General features: G+C 59.3%; 10 protein-coding genes and 8 pseudogenes. 7 read left to right on the forward strand and 11 right to left on the reverse strand.

Going from position 1 to position 13,498, the window contains the following annotated elements; genetic code table 11:
- Position 1 precedes the first annotated feature (1 nt).
- Positions 2–1,591 carry a hypothetical protein gene (locus QY049_RS19795; protein ID WP_232995614.1) on the reverse strand — a complete coding sequence of 530 codons (1,590 nt, stop codon included), beginning with the start codon at positions 1,589–1,591 and terminating at the stop codon, positions 2–4.
- A gap of 835 nt (positions 1,592–2,426) precedes the next feature.
- On the opposite strand from QY049_RS19795, the pseudogene QY049_RS19800 reads away from it, so the two are divergent.
- Positions 2,427–3,328, forward strand: a pseudogene (locus QY049_RS19800) (IS3 family transposase); the annotation flags it as partial.
- 84 nt (positions 3,329–3,412) lie between these two features.
- Here QY049_RS19800 and QY049_RS19805 read toward each other — a convergent pair.
- The 4 genes and pseudogenes from QY049_RS19805 to QY049_RS19820 all read right to left on the reverse strand — a co-directional run.
- A pseudogene (locus tag QY049_RS19805) lies at positions 3,413–3,876 on the reverse strand (transposase); the annotation flags it as partial.
- Positions 3,867–4,196: a hypothetical protein gene (locus tag QY049_RS19810; RefSeq protein ID WP_128929781.1), complete on the reverse strand. Its 330-nt coding sequence runs from the start codon at positions 4,194–4,196 to the stop codon at positions 3,867–3,869. The gene QY049_RS19810 and the pseudogene QY049_RS19805, both read right to left, overlap by 10 nt.
- Before the next feature lie 917 nt (positions 4,197–5,113).
- The gene (locus tag QY049_RS19815) at positions 5,114–5,794 is read right to left on the reverse strand and encodes a hypothetical protein (RefSeq protein ID WP_308421722.1); all 681 of its coding nucleotides are present in this window, start codon (positions 5,792–5,794) and stop codon (positions 5,114–5,116) included.
- Complete coding sequence (locus QY049_RS19820) at positions 5,791–6,348, reverse strand: hypothetical protein (RefSeq protein ID WP_128930177.1); 558 nt, start codon at positions 6,346–6,348, stop codon at positions 5,791–5,793. The genes QY049_RS19815 and QY049_RS19820 overlap by 4 nt, the downstream gene beginning before the upstream one ends.
- A gap of 246 nt (positions 6,349–6,594) precedes the next feature.
- On the opposite strand from QY049_RS19820, the gene QY049_RS19825 reads away from it, so the two are divergent.
- Together QY049_RS19825 and QY049_RS19830 are read left to right on the forward strand one after the other, a co-directional pair.
- The gene (locus QY049_RS19825) at positions 6,595–7,185 is read left to right on the forward strand and encodes a DUF6088 family protein (protein WP_232995615.1); all 591 of its coding nucleotides are present in this window, start codon (positions 6,595–6,597) and stop codon (positions 7,183–7,185) included.
- A gap of 245 nt (positions 7,186–7,430) precedes the next feature.
- Positions 7,431–8,497: pseudogene (locus QY049_RS19830) on the forward strand (hypothetical protein).
- 100 nt (positions 8,498–8,597) lie between these two features.
- Here QY049_RS19830 and QY049_RS19835 read toward each other — a convergent pair.
- The 4 genes and pseudogenes from QY049_RS19835 to QY049_RS19855 all read right to left on the reverse strand — a co-directional run.
- Positions 8,598–8,972 (reverse strand): annotated as a pseudogene (locus QY049_RS19835) (IS630 family transposase); the annotation flags it as partial.
- A pseudogene (gene ltrA / locus QY049_RS19845) lies at positions 8,969–9,777 on the reverse strand (group II intron reverse transcriptase/maturase); the annotation flags it as partial. The pseudogenes QY049_RS19835 and ltrA, both read right to left, overlap by 4 nt.
- A gap of 526 nt (positions 9,778–10,303) precedes the next feature.
- A pseudogene (locus QY049_RS19850) lies at positions 10,304–10,807 on the reverse strand (helix-turn-helix domain-containing protein); the annotation flags it as partial.
- The gene (locus QY049_RS19855; protein ID WP_128929782.1) at positions 10,804–11,145 is read right to left on the reverse strand and encodes a hypothetical protein; all 342 of its coding nucleotides are present in this window, start codon (positions 11,143–11,145) and stop codon (positions 10,804–10,806) included. The gene QY049_RS19855 and the pseudogene QY049_RS19850, both read right to left, overlap by 4 nt.
- A 163-nt stretch (positions 11,146–11,308) precedes the next feature.
- On the opposite strand from QY049_RS19855, the pseudogene QY049_RS19860 reads away from it, so the two are divergent.
- The 3 genes and pseudogenes from QY049_RS19860 to QY049_RS19870 form a co-directional block, all read left to right on the forward strand.
- Positions 11,309–11,589, forward strand: a pseudogene (locus tag QY049_RS19860) (chorismate-binding protein); the annotation flags it as partial.
- Positions 11,586–11,726 (forward strand): annotated as a pseudogene (locus QY049_RS19865) (aminodeoxychorismate/anthranilate synthase component II); the annotation flags it as partial. The pseudogenes QY049_RS19860 and QY049_RS19865, both read left to right, overlap by 4 nt.
- 121 nt (positions 11,727–11,847) lie before the next feature.
- Positions 11,848–12,243: a hypothetical protein gene (locus tag QY049_RS19870; protein WP_206733205.1), complete on the forward strand. Its 396-nt coding sequence runs from the start codon at positions 11,848–11,850 to the stop codon at positions 12,241–12,243.
- 237 nt (positions 12,244–12,480) lie between these two features.
- On the opposite strand, the gene QY049_RS19875 is transcribed toward QY049_RS19870, so the two are convergent.
- Both QY049_RS19875 and QY049_RS19880 read right to left on the reverse strand, forming a co-directional pair.
- Entirely contained in the window at positions 12,481–12,786 is a 306-nt protein-coding gene (locus QY049_RS19875; protein WP_206733204.1) for a hypothetical protein, read from the reverse strand.
- A 4-nt stretch (positions 12,787–12,790) separates the two neighbouring features.
- Positions 12,791–12,931, reverse strand: a complete 141-nt coding sequence (locus tag QY049_RS19880; protein WP_206733203.1) for a hypothetical protein — start codon at positions 12,929–12,931, stop codon at positions 12,791–12,793.
- A gap of 45 nt (positions 12,932–12,976) precedes the next feature.
- Here QY049_RS19880 and QY049_RS19885 point away from each other — a divergent pair, with 45 nt between their 5' ends.
- Complete coding sequence (locus QY049_RS19885) at positions 12,977–13,495, forward strand: hypothetical protein (protein ID WP_206733202.1); 519 nt, start codon at positions 12,977–12,979, stop codon at positions 13,493–13,495.
- Positions 13,496–13,498: the final 3 nt, after the last annotated feature.

Below are 13,498 nucleotides of genomic sequence, written 5' to 3' on the forward strand. Positions count from 1 at the left end.
CTCAAGCAAGGATCGATTCCGAATAGGGAAGATCGGCCGCTAATTCGCGCAAGTTCCTATTCGCGCGCTTCTGCCCCGCAGGGGTTGGCATCTCGAATGTAAACGGTGACAAATCGACGCCGTCTTGCCTGCAGGGCAACAACGATACTAGAAGTGGAAACGGCAGATACGTTATCGTGGCCGCGTTGATGGATGCCGCGATATTGCTTTCGATGATTTTGAGATCTTGCGGCTCCATCTTGTGAAAGCGAAGGATTTGCGTGCGCTGTTCAGGCGGCAATTGTTTCCATATCTGCCAGAATGCCAACTCATCTAGTGTGTCGATACCCATGCCGTAGTAGTTAGGAGCCACTATGGGCGGCGAACCGATCGCCCAATGTACGGCTTTGGCCCCAGCGGCAAGCAGCATATTCGTGACAGCCTGACTGGTATCGCCACGAATGAGGGCCTCGTCGACAATTATTATCGCGGCTTCAGCAAGGCTCGTTTCCGATACGCGGTACTTTTGAGCAATGAGACATTTTCGCTCGCTGGGTGTACCGATTAGAGTTCGCTGAAAAAATTGCGTTGAGACTACTTCCCGACGCTGGGCGAACACGCCGTATTCGACGAGAGATGCAAACAGACCATCAGCGTACGGCCCGCCAGTATGCGGCATGGAGGAAACGATTGTGAGTGTGGAGCCTAGTTCTCCTTGCAGTCGCTGCGCAACAAGGCCACCAAGGGCGGCTCCGATGTTGTAACGGGTTTCGAAATGTGATTGGCCTTCGACCGATGTGTTCGGATTTCCTAAGTAAAGAGCTTCGTAGGCGCAGAGTTTGGCTTTGTATTGCCCGTTGCTCACGGAACGATCAACGCAGTACCCCATTTTCCCGTCTACATACCTGATGTGCCCTGGTAAGATTTGCTGTGTCTTACCCTCCAGATCGGCAAAGGCACAATTTTCCGAAGCAACCAGCAAGAACCCGTCATCTGTTTGCATAGTTTCCAATGGACGCAAACCACATCGATTACGGTATGCAACCAGATTTCCTTCTCCGTCCAGGAGAATCGCGCTAATAGCGCCATCAATTCGGTCATCAATGTCGCGAAAGATGTTTTCGTAATTGACGGGCAGACCGTGCCGCCAATAGTCTCTTTCACAAGAGCCTTCAATCCACTTGAGCAAGAGCTCAGCATCTGTGTTGCTGCCCAACCTATAGCCCTGGGCAAGCAATTCTCCCCTGAGTTCACGGCCATTGACCAAGGCTCCATCTAGAGAAATTGCCAAACTGCGGCTGGTGCCCGCATTGTTGTGAATTGGCTGAAGGTCCCCGCCATCGCTGATTCCGCGGCATCGGCTACGGATATGGGCGATTGCAACATGGGGCCTAAAATTCGGATCCTGTTCATCGTGCTCAATGCGCACTGAGTCGCATGAGGACTGAAGCGCTCTCGCATATCGAACACCTTCCTTGTGCATGAAAGCTGCAATGCCGACCCCCGCCTGACCGCGAAATGCAAGTTTCGGAACCATGTGCTTGAGCCGATCATAAACCGTCGCCCGTGACTTGCTTGAAGAGCATAGAAACGCAGCAGCAACACCGGACATGCTATTAGCTCCTCGTGCTAAAGAACCGATCTCCTAGGTCCATCGCAGGCGAAGGTATTTAATCGCCAGGGGGCGTAGACGTGGTTCCGCCTCTCTTTAAGCAAGCGCCATACCAGCCCTTAGATCACTCGGCTCGCGCCCCCAGAGCCGACGGAATTCGAAAAGAGTTGGCCATTTGGTTTGCCAGCGATGATTTCGCGTCGTCCGACTCCCGACACGTTGTCTGAAGCGCGACGCGTTGGTACGAAAAGAGCCAAGCTCTGACTGTTGGTTCTCGGTGTCCTATGGTCCCACGGACCCGCTCGAGCTTGCCTGCGACGCAGTCCCCTCACATGCGCGAGCATGACGATTTCGAGCCGCACCAGGCCTTCTGATCCGGCGACCGAGTCGTAATCGAGCACCTGCTTCAGGCCTACCGCCTTTTCAAACACCGCAGGATCGGAATCAGAGGCTCCAGACAGATGGCGAGCAGGTCTTGGACGCGGTCGCCGACATCTTCAGTTTCCGACTGGGATGCGAGTGAAGAGCCGCATTGAAGCCGACGCTGACGATCTCCTCTCGATGATCAACGTCCTTCGCCGCGCCGAACGGTTGTGCGCGAGCGCGACGACAACGAGCAGGCTTAGAAGCGCTCGCAACGGGGCAACACGGTAGCGACGTTAAGATCGCTCAATTTCGAGCGCTTCATGACCGAAGGCAGGGCGCCAACACTTAACCCTTTCGGTGAAACCATCGTGCGTGTCGGTTCAACGACATGATCTGAGGCCGGCAAGCTGGACCACTTTGGCTAGAGTTTTCGCTGCCGAATCCCCTCGGCTGGGAGGAGCGAAGGACGATGAAGGCCTCGAAGTTCTCGGACGCCCGGAAGGCGTTCATCCTGAAGCAGGGCAACGATGGCGTCCCGGCTGCGAAGATCTTCCGCAAGGTCGGGATCAGCCAAGCGACCTACTTCAACTGGAAGAAGAAGTGTGACGGACTGCTGCCGACGGAGATGCCGCGCTTGAAGCAGCTCGAGGCCCAGAACGGCAAGCTGAAGAAACTGGTCGCGGGCCTGTCGCTCGACAAGGAGATGCCGCAGGACGTGATCCGCCGAAGGCTATGAGGCCTTGCCGGAAGCGCAAGCTGGTTGACGAAGTCCGCAACGAATGGCAGGTCTCGATCCGCAGGGCCTGTGCGGCGTTTTAGTTTGACAGGTCGACCCACCACTACAAGTCCCGTCGCTCCGGCCAAGCTGCCCTCGAGCAGAAGATCAAGGAGACCTGTCATGCCCGCATTCGCTACGGTTATCGCCGCGTTCACGTGCTGCTGCGTCGTGAAGGATGGGCGCCGTGCCAGAACAAGACCCGGCGCGTCTATCGCGAGTTGGGCCTGCAATTGCGCAACAAAAAGGCCCAAGCGCCGCGTCAAAGTCAAGCTGCGCGATGATCGCAAGCCGGCGACGCGATCCACGAGACCTGGGCGATGGACTTCGTCCATGACCAGTTGGCAACAGGACACAAGCTTAGCGTGCTGACAATCGTCGATATCTTCTCACGGTTCTCACCGGCGCTGGCGCCACGGTTCACCTTCCGCGGCGCCGACGTCGTGGCGGTGCTGGAAAGGGCCTGCAAAGAAGCGGGCTTCCCGGCCACGATCCGCGTCGATCAAGGCAGCGAGTTCGTGTCGCGCGATCTTGACCTGTGGGCCTACCAGCGCGGCGTCATGCTGGACTTCTCGCAGCCCGGCAAGCCGACCGACACGGATGTTGTAGACAAGCCCTATGTTGCAGAAGCCTTGCTGTGTCGGGATCGCGGCTTTGGCCGCCAATCTCGTATACTCCTTCTCGGCGCATTCCACGCCTGCTCGTTCCTCAGCCCTCTTCGCGGGGATGTTGTATCATAGGCCGATCCACGCTTGGCATGGCTGGTGGGTAGTCCAGCGCGCAGTTCGATGCTCCGGAACTTGTGCGCCAGCAGGGCCGGCCTCGTCCAGATTTAGTCAGTGCTCTTGGTCAGCATATGCCAGATGATCATCGCCAGCTTCCGCGCCGTCGCGACTGCCGCGATGTGCTTGCCGCGTCGTGCAGCGACACGTTGAAGGAATGCACGCAGCGGTCCCGCCGAACGGGCTACAGCCCATGCTGCTTCGACGAGCATTCCGCGAGCTTGGCCGCAGCCCTGCTTGGTGATCCTGCCATGGTAGGGGCCCTCGCCAGACTGCCTGACGCTCGGGTTCAGCCCCAGGTAGCTCACCAGCCTGGTCGGATCGGCAAAGCGCCGAATGTCGCCGACGGCACCTATCGAACCGCGGCGCTCGCAATGCGCGCGGCATCCAACACTTGGCGGCCGATTTCGGTCACTGATGAGCTCATCTGCTCAGTGGCGCAGGCAACCGACTCTAGGTTAGCCGAAGCCTTCTCGGAAGCGACAAAGACTACGGTATTGCCGGCCAACTCGGCACTGGCGATCGCAACCGGCGTACGAAGACCCACCATCTCATTGACGGTGGTTGAGACTCCGCTAACTGCGAAAACCGCATATCCGAATGAGAGCGCTATGATCGCACATTCCGCTGCAAAACCCGCAATCAGCTGACCACGAACGCGAAGCATCAACTTGGCAAACATCCAGAACACTCCACGGTCTTCAATTGCCCGCGGGCACCGTAAGAGAAGAAATTTAGAATCTCGTTAGCCAAAAACTCGTCCATGCCAGGTCAATTCCACACAAAATCTGTCACGTCTCAACGCCACGAAATTTGTCTCGATCGAGAGGGGCAAAATTTGCGACAATTTTGCGCTTGCAGACCATGTAGATTCTGCGAGGAGGCTCGCTCCGTGAGACCTTGGACAACCCGCCTCTTCCGAGTCGTGTGATCTGAAGTACGCTGCGGTCGTCTCTCTCCGGCGTTCTCCGGAACGCGACCATGGATGAAAGCGCTCTGCTGGCGATGATCCAGCTCGGCCCAGAACCCGTCAGTCGCCACGAGCACTGGCGTGTCGTCCAGCGCAATTGAACAGAAAGCTGGCTCGACGAATTCTCGCGAGCGGAAGCTTCGCGTGAGGCGATGACGACCGCTATCGTTCGCAAGGTCGCCGATCGTCATCTGCGACACCGAGTTGGCAAGCGTGTGCGGCTGGGTTAGCCAGGACATCGGACCCGCCGGCGCCTGACGGCCAACCAGGCAATCGCCTGCGTGCAGAACGAGAGCTGTTTGAGCAGCGCCGACATGCATCAGAAGGTAACTCGCCGAATCCCTCCGAAACTGTTTCGACAGTTTAGCATGCGTCGCGCGAAGTTGAGCTGTGAGAACCCCCGCGGTGATGTTTTCGTCGGTCGACACGTACCAATCGACCATCCGACGCGCAATCTCGTGGGCAAAGGCTCCGCTCTCTGCTCCAGAGGTCGAACCGTCGAGCACTATGGCGAGGGCCGACGTCTGGCGTATGCCGATCCCGGCGCAATCCCGGTTGTCGGTCGTCCTCGTTCCCTGCTGGCTGTGCCATTGGATTGCAAACGCCATATCAGCCGTTGCCCAACTGGCTCAATGCAACGAATCGGTCGCGAACAATGTCAGCACGCCCCACCGGGCCGCGAATATTTCCTTCGAGGAAATGATCGAAGTCGCGATCTGCGAGCAGCGCTCCGAATTGCTCGGCAATGTATGAGCTAATGTCTGCATCGGAGGCGGCAACTTCGTCAAGCAGTTCCTCCCGCCCGTCGACGAGCAGGAGAATGTCCTCGGCGTCGCGGCTGCCGATAAGGTCCCACTACCTCTTCCGCGATAAGCCTCCAGCTTCGTTGCGATGAACAAGGGCGGCGTGAGGCGACGAATCGTAATGGCATCATCCAGGGGCGTCTCAACAGCTGTTTCGATGCCCTTTGCGTACCAACGATTGCTGAAACCGAGGATCTTCTCGTCGTCGGGCATGAAATCGACCTTGAGTTCATTAAGCTTCATCCGACAGATGACATTGTCCTCGGGTGTCTCGGAAAAACCCTGCGTTCGCAACTGATCCACCAGCTTTGCCCACTCCGGGAAGCCGACGAGATCCACGATCAGGTCGACATCATCTGTCGATCTGACTCCTTCGAGGGTGACCGGATCCGTTATGTAGAGAGCGGTTGTGCAGCCTCCGACGAAGACCAATCGCGCACGCAGCTCATCGCCGAGTGCGCCGGCGACTGTCTTCAGCATTTCCTTGAGATGCCCCTGGATGGTCACCCTAGTCTCTCCTTGAGCAAGTTGGCCGCGAGACTCGCTTCGCGCTGATTGCCGAGCCGTATTGCGTCGACGAGAGCCAGATAGGCATAGAGGCGATCATCCCTCTCGGCGGCTTTCGGCACAGTCTTGAACAGCGGCGCGACGGACTGCCCCATCTCGCGGCCGCGCGCATAAGGCCAAACATGAATCAGGCTACCCGCGCTGTAGAGTAAGTCCTTCAGGACCGGGGCGGCGAATGCCGTTGGCATGCCGCGCTGCATGGGACCCGGGCTTGCCGGAAAAACGAACTTCAGGCCGTATGTGATGAAGTCGCGCAGGTTCCTGCGATTGGGATCGGGACGGCTCGTCATCGGGCGCTTAATTGCCATACCCGATGCAAGGCTGCGCTTGATCGAGGCGGCGACTTCGGTTTTGCTGATTCCGAGGGACGTCTCGAGTCCCCGCACCGAGTATGGGTCTTCGCCATCTTGGCCAAAGGGGCCTACCCCGCCGGCGTGCTCATGATCCTGCAAGCACACGAGCTTCAGCAGGACGACAATATCCTGACTTTTCATGGGTTCCGCGCGCATGTCCTCTGTCCTAGGACTGAGGACAGTATGCGTGCAGACGGGTGTCCGTCAACTGGTCCGAGGTCTTAGGTCCTTTGACCGCTCAAAACGGGCGAGTTCCAGTCAAAGATTCCATCGCAGCTGAGTTGCTTCCGACCGAAATTTACATCATATTTCGGACACGCTCAAGGAGCCGACCCCGGACCTCCGATCGCGGCTCATTGCCCGCATCGACGCGGCACCCACAGAGGTATGGACAATTTCGCCGACTTCGGAAGCCGTGCGACCGTCGACAAGGCGTTGCAGCGCCTGGTCGTGGCTGGCGAACTACGCCGCTTCGATCGTGGCCTCTACGACCGGCCGCGAAAGAGCAATTTCACGGGCAAGCTGGGAATCCCCGACTATCGCGCCGTCATCAAGGCCGTGGCGCGCCGCGACCAAGCCCGCGTCGTGGTTGACGGGATGACTACCGCGAATGATCTCGGCTTCACCAGGGCCGTCCCATCGCGCATCGAGGTCCTGATCGACGCCCGCCTGAAGCCGATCATCCTTGGAAAGCAGGTCATCCATTTCAAGTCGGCAGCGCCCAGCCGTCTCTATTGGGCCGGACGTCCAGGCATGCGCGTCGTGCAGGCGCTCTATTGGATGCAGGACATGATGACAAGTAGGTATGATCGACAGCCAATAGTGAACCTCCTGAACAGACTGTTTGCAAATCCGCAGCATGGAAGGGTGATTCGCGACGATCTTCGCGCAGGTCTGTCAGCTATGCCGATCTGGATGCAGGATTTCCTTAGGCCCTTGCTCGAGCGTGACGACGCCATACCGGAGGATGGCTCGTGAGCAGCGCAGCTTGCAAGGAGGTCATCCGGCGAGAAGTTCGATCTTTTCTTAACGACAGCGAACCGGCCTCGTGCGCCGATCGACGCGCTCGCGCGTGACTATGCGAACATGACGCCAATGATCTTGCGGCGGGGCTTCGGTTCGAGCACATCCTGGCGTCAATGGAAGAGATCGAGCGCGCGGCGAAACAGGCTCCGATGATGGGATCAAGTCATGGATGAGCCTCCGGAGAATGTTCCGCACGACTGCCCGATCCCGCCACGATCGAGGCGGTCCTCGCCCGTCTTCCGATCGGAGCTAACGAAACGGCGCTGGCGGCCGCGCTGACAGAGACGTTTGCTGGATTCCCATTTTCGACGGCGGCCATCGATGACCAGTATTGGCGCGACAGACGCTCGGTGATCGCCGCTGACGGGACACGGATCGCAGAATACCGGTCGTGGATGGAAGCCGAGCTTGCCAAGAACAACGGCGACATCGGCGCGCTCTGGACGCGATTGCGCCAGAGCGATCTTCAGACTTCTGAATGGCGCGGTAAGACGGTCTACGCCTTCGCGCCGACTGGATCGGGCGCGGCGGACTATGTGCAAATCCGTCTCGGCCGGGAAGTCGAATCGCGTGCGGGGCCGATCGTCAATCGACGTACCGCCCTTGGGGCAAGGACGAATTACTCGATCCGTCATGGATCACGCACGAAGAGATGTCCGACAACAAGGTCATCGCGGGTCCGCTCTATCGGATGCTTGGGCGCGCGGGCAGCAGCGTCATCTACGTTCGGAGTTACCTTACGCGGTGCGCCCGACTCGAGCGCGAGAGGCGCGAGGCGCAGCGGCCGGAGATGGAACGTCGTGCGGTGCGTGAAGTGACACGGGAGGGCACAACCGAGACGCCGTTTCTTGAACTGGTGCCGGACTGGTTCGAGTTCGTACCGCGGGAGAACCGTTTCTTCCAGGACTGGGACGAATCGAGCGCCTCGGCTGAACGCGTCTACGCGCACTGGGCCCTCGATATTTGCGACTACGACCACAAAGGCACGCGCGAGGTTGGATTTGTGCCGCGTCCCCTTCATCTGCCGGACGAGAGGCTTGGCGTGGGAGGTGCGTCCGTCCATTTCTTGATGGACCGCGTGGAAGCGATCGACCGTGAAGTCGGCGTTCCATTCGGCTGGTTTTTTCTGATTACGCATGGCAATCGCGTCGAGCCGGAGGTTGGTCAAACCATCGCCAAGGGCCTCCGCGATCAGCGTGTCATCTTGCCCAATCGGGATGCTCGAGTGCTTCTGCGCTGGGCCGAACGGCCGTATGGATTCTAAGAGGACGACGGCTGCGGGAAGCTGGCTTTGCTCGACTTGTCGGGACGGATGTCCGTTGCAGGTCCTGCGATGATATCGACCGCGTCCTCGTTAGAGCGTTTCACATTTTGATTGAAGCATAACCTGAGTTTGCGAAGTAGTTGGCGCATTCGCGGGGCTGGACCTCCTGGACGAGGTGACCGATATGGCGCCAGGTGTCCTCGAGGGTGCGCTTCTGGGCTTGCCGCATCCAGTGTTTGATCTTGGAAAATGCCTGCTCGATCGGGTTGAGGTCGGGCGAGTATGGCGGCAGGTACCAGAGCCTGGCGCCAGCCGCCTTGATCATCTGTCTGACAGCGTTCGACTTGTGGCTTCCGAGATTGTCGAGAATGACGATATCGCCCTCGCGCAAGGTCGGCAGGAGCAGGTGCTTCACGTAAGCGCGGAAGCATTCGCCATTGATCGGGCCGTCGAAGACGAAGGGTGCCGTGAGTTGTCCTTGCAGTAAACGATCTGCGTCTTCGTCGGATGCATCTGAAGTCCGCACACTTCCAGCCTCGCTTGAAGCTCCGCCTTAATGGCTTCTGCTTCTTGCTCGGTCCGGCAGTGCACCAGTCCGTCATCGGCATACCGACACCAAGGAAGGTCGGGATGTGTCCGCGCCATCCAGAGATCAAACGTATAATGCAGGAACAGATTGGCCAGTATTGGGCTGATCACGCCCCTTGAGGGTTCCGCGGATCCGCTCAACGAGCTTCCCGTCCTTTTCCCTTGATGCCGTCAGCCATCTTTCGATGTAGAGCAGCGCCCATTTGCATTTCACGTGTCTCCGGACCGCCTTCAGCAAGAAGATCATGCGGGAGATTGTCAAACAGTCCTTTGATGTCGAACTCCAGGACCCAATCATATTTCCAGCACCGCTGACGCGTGACGCCCACGGCGTCCAGAGCCGATTTTCCTGGCCTGTGACCGTAAGAGTCCGGCAGGAAGATGGATTCCAGTTCCGGCTCAATCATCCGTTTGACCACCATCCGATCGCTGATAGTGGGCACACCTAAAGTCCTTTCGCCGCAGGTCTTCTTTGGAATGGAGACGGCGAGCACCGGAGGTGGAAAGTACACCCCCGACGACATCCGATTCCAGATCTTGTAGAGATTCCCTGCAAGGTCTTTCTCGAACATCTCGAAGGTCTGTCCGTCCACTCCAGCCGCTCCGCGATTGGATTTGACCGCCTTGTACGCTTCGTACACTCGCCGCTTCTCAATCGAGAACGGCTTGTTTATCGCACTGTTCGAAGTCATCCTGTTTCCAGTTGGTCCAAGAGTACGACTACCTGACCCGATCCCTTTGCTCCGTCCCCATTACAGGGCCCTCAACGCTCCTACGGATCGGTCCGCCCCAGTCTCTTGCATCGGTACTCCCGCCTCGCGGTTGGCACCGCTTGCGCTTCTCCCTTGGCATCAAGAGCCTGGTTCCTGCAGTTCCACGCGAAAGCCTGTGTCCGACTCACGCCCCCTCTACGCCGGTCGCCGCCCGCCCAGTCGTCAGGCATCTGGCGGACGTGTCCCAGGTTGACGAGACGGTCCTGGTTTTGACGACACTTGAATTAATAACGACGCGTCTCAGGAGGGTTCACTTTCGTTCGTCTTTCGGACACTCACCTGCTCGGTATATTCCGAACTTCTGATCCGACGCTCACCACCACAGCTCTTTACCGCAGCAGCTCGGATTGGTTTGAGACCCGCCCCTGAAAGCTGATCTCGGGGGCCCGCCCCCATCTTTCTCGCAGCTTCACCATCGGTCTTAGTTCATTTGAACTCCTTCCGCTGTCTGCAGCACACTCTCATCGATGAAGACGAGCCGGCCCGGATCGAGCCCGGCCTGCCAAGATCGCCAACGCAGGCGCCTACGAGAGACGTCGGCGCGAGCCTGTTCGAGGGCGAACAGTGTTCTTTTGAACCGCAGCCCCTCCCGGCGCAGGAACAGCCAGACTGCGTTGTGTGAGACCTTGACCCCACGGGCTGCCAGCTCTGCCTTCAGACCATGCAGCGTCAGGTGCGGCGTCTCGGTGATCCGCTCGACGATGAAGGCCCGGTGCGGATCAAGCACAGGCTTGCGGTGACCACCCATCTTGCCGGGGGCTACCGAGCCGGTCGCTCGATAACGCTGAGACCACTTCACGACTGACGAGACCGCAACGCCAAACCGTTCCGCCACAGATCGGCAGCTCTCACCCTTGGCAACAGCGGATACCGCGCGCTTACGCAAATCGTTGGAAATTGGTCGGACCATCAGATGCTGGCCTCCAGCCCAGCCAGCATCTTGAATCATATTCGCCCCAGATCCGGGATCCCTTCCGATTCAATAAATCTGTGAACCGCTCTAGGTCGGAGTTCGACCCGTACGGAGCCTCCGTTTCCAACATCCTCCAATGCGGCTTTCCAGACCCGCCGTATTGCCCGGCCGAGTGTGGCGGGATCAACTGGACAGTCTGTGACGAGCGGAACCATGACATTGCCGGTCACGCCGGCCGCTTCGTAGGCTTTGATGATCGCGAGGGTGGCGCGAGAGGCGGCGACCACTGACATCGCTTCGACGAGATCGAGGGGGACGATGCCGTTGGTTTTCGGTGTCCGGACGATGGGGATTGTGGCTGTTTCGATCGTCAAGTTCGCGTCCGCGCTCGATTGGTCTGCATCCTAGTATCGGTTGGCCATAGTGGTGCAACAAATCTTTGCGTGTCAACCCCCGGTAGTGATACCGCCCTGCGCAGTAGGGCCGCGTGATGCTGATCGATCGCGCAATGATGTATTGTCGTGTGGATGCGCCGTCGGCGGCTCCATCACCGGGGCACCGAAGGTGCGCTCGATGGAAATTATTGCGGAAATCGAGCGCGTGGCGCGAGAGGTATATTGCGGGGCGATCGGCTTCAACGGGCACATGGACACGAACATTGCGATCCGCACTGTCACGATCGACGACGACCTGGCCGTATTTCATGCCGGCGGTGGAATAACGGTGCTGTCGGACCCAGAGGCCGAATCGAGGAGACGCTCGCCAAGGCTCAGCGGATCTTTGATGCATTTCGTGCTGAAGCAGCTGGTGCACTTTGATTGCCATCATTGACAACTACGATTCCTTCGCCTTCAACATTGCCCGCTATTTCCGCGAGCTTGATCAAGCAACGGAGGTCGTCCGAAACGACTTGGCGAGCATCAGCGATCTTGTTGGCCTCAAGCCGCGCGCGGTCAGCCTTGTACTCAAGTTGCCGGTCCTGAATTTGGATCCGCAAGGAACATCGCCGCTGCCGGACCTTCAATTCGCTGGACTGATAAGCGTTCACAGGGTAAGTGCCGGCAAAGGGGGCAAACGTGAACGAAGACTCACCGGCACCGCGTGACATTCATCTGCTTACTACCGACACACTGCTCGCCGATTTGATCGGCGGGCGAGCCGTCGCTGTCGCCGCGGGCGACCATCTTTCGATAGACTCAGACGATGCCCGCGCGGTGTTGGATTGGTATCGCCGCAATCGGGGCAAGTGGGCCGGTAATCTTTCCGCAGGCGACGTCGAGGCAATCATCAACGTCATTGGGACGGAGCCGCCGACGCTGGAGACCGCGGCTGATGATGGTCAAGCTCGCACTGTCAAAGTGTTGCGGCTGGTAAAGGTCGTCGCACACCGGTTTGCTGGGCTGCACGTTTACGGTCGTTCCACCGCGCCTCCCGACACGTTCGTCTTCGAATCTGGCAAGACTGTCACCTAGGGCGCCGATGGTTCGGGCAAGACGTCCATCGCCAACGCCATCGTCTGGTGTTTGACCGGTCACCTCATCCGCTCCCAGCGCCCACCCGAGGAGGGACCGACCGAGTTCGTTTGCGAGGCCGCGCGCAACGACGACACGGTAACGACGCACCCGATGTCGGCAATCACGCCTATGCCACACAAAGCTAGCGATCTGCCTGCGGACGGCGAGGCGATTCCAGCCGACAGTTGGGTCGAGCTAACCTTCGTCGACGCCCACGGTGACCCGCTGCCACCCCTCCGCCACCAGGAGGGCCGCACCCCGCGCGGCAAGATCACCGAGACACCGCCCGATCTCGACGCAATCGGCATCGACCCAATTGCCTCGCGCATTGCGACGACCATGCCCGCGCTGCTGCCGTTTCTGGCGGTCGGCTCTACGTCGCAACTCGGCGAGGCAGTCGCCCGCCTGACCGGCCTCGCTGACCTCGTCGATCTCGCCAAGCATGCCGGTAAAGCGTCCGAGCGGATTGCCAAGCGCACGACCAAGGAACTCGAAGCCCAACGCATCAGTCGTAGAACGCTACCAGCAGGCTGCCGACGACCTCGCCGGCGCCGTCGCGGAATTTCCCGCCATCGCATTCGAAGGAGATGCACCTGCGGTCGATGCTGAGGATTCCAAAGGCGGAATCCAGGAGATCAATGAGCATTTCGCGGCCCTGAAGGCGACGGCACTGGCCAAGGCGCGCGAAGTATTGGGCGAACAATTCAACCCCGAGGACAAGAAGGCCCGCGACGACCTCGAGGCGAGCATTCGGCCAGCCATCGAACAGCTATCGAAGCATCTCAGCGAGTTGCCCTCCATCGCGCGGCTCTCGGCCCTGTCGGCGAGCGCCGACGAGATCGCGGTGGTCGCCAGACTGTTGGCGCAGATCGATGCCGAGGCGGCGACGCTGGCCGCGCTTGCTGCGAGCCCCGACCGCGCGCGGCGGGCGCAGCTGTACGCTAGGCTTTCCGCCTGGATGCACGAGCATGGCCATGCCGATGACGGCATGTGCCCGGTTTGCGTCGGCCCGCTCCACGGGGAATGCGATCCGGTTACTGGTAATACGGTCAGCGACCACCTAGCGGAAGCCACGCGAGACCGCGAGGTTATCGCGCGCACCGTCGCCGAATGTCGTCGCACTGGTGCAGTCGCCTCCTCCAAGATCTTCCGCCTACCCTCGCGAAGGAAACCCGCGGCGACTTGCCAGGGTCACCCATCGACTTATTGAGAG

The sequence above is a fragment of the Bradyrhizobium sp. WYCCWR 13022 genome (assembly GCF_030435535.1).
In the GTDB taxonomy this organism is placed as follows: domain Bacteria; phylum Pseudomonadota; class Alphaproteobacteria; order Rhizobiales; family Xanthobacteraceae; genus Bradyrhizobium.

Bases quoted from the DNA above. Each gene is read 5' to 3' on its own strand.
- QY049_RS19795 (WP_232995614.1), bottom strand. From the start codon at position 1,591: ATGTCCGGTGTTGCTGCTGCGTTTCTATGCTCTTCAAGCAAGTCACGG.
- QY049_RS19810 (WP_128929781.1), bottom strand. From the start codon at position 4,196: ATGTTTGCCAAGTTGATGCTTCGCGTTCGTGGTCAGCTGATTGCGGGT.
- QY049_RS19820 (WP_128930177.1), bottom strand. From the start codon at position 6,348: ATGAAAAGTCAGGATATTGTCGTCCTGCTGAAGCTCGTGTGCTTGCAG.
- QY049_RS19825 (WP_232995615.1), top strand. From the start codon at position 6,595: ATGGACAATTTCGCCGACTTCGGAAGCCGTGCGACCGTCGACAAGGCG.
- QY049_RS19880 (WP_206733203.1), bottom strand. From the start codon at position 12,931: ATGCTCATTGATCTCCTGGATTCCGCCTTTGGAATCCTCAGCATCGAC.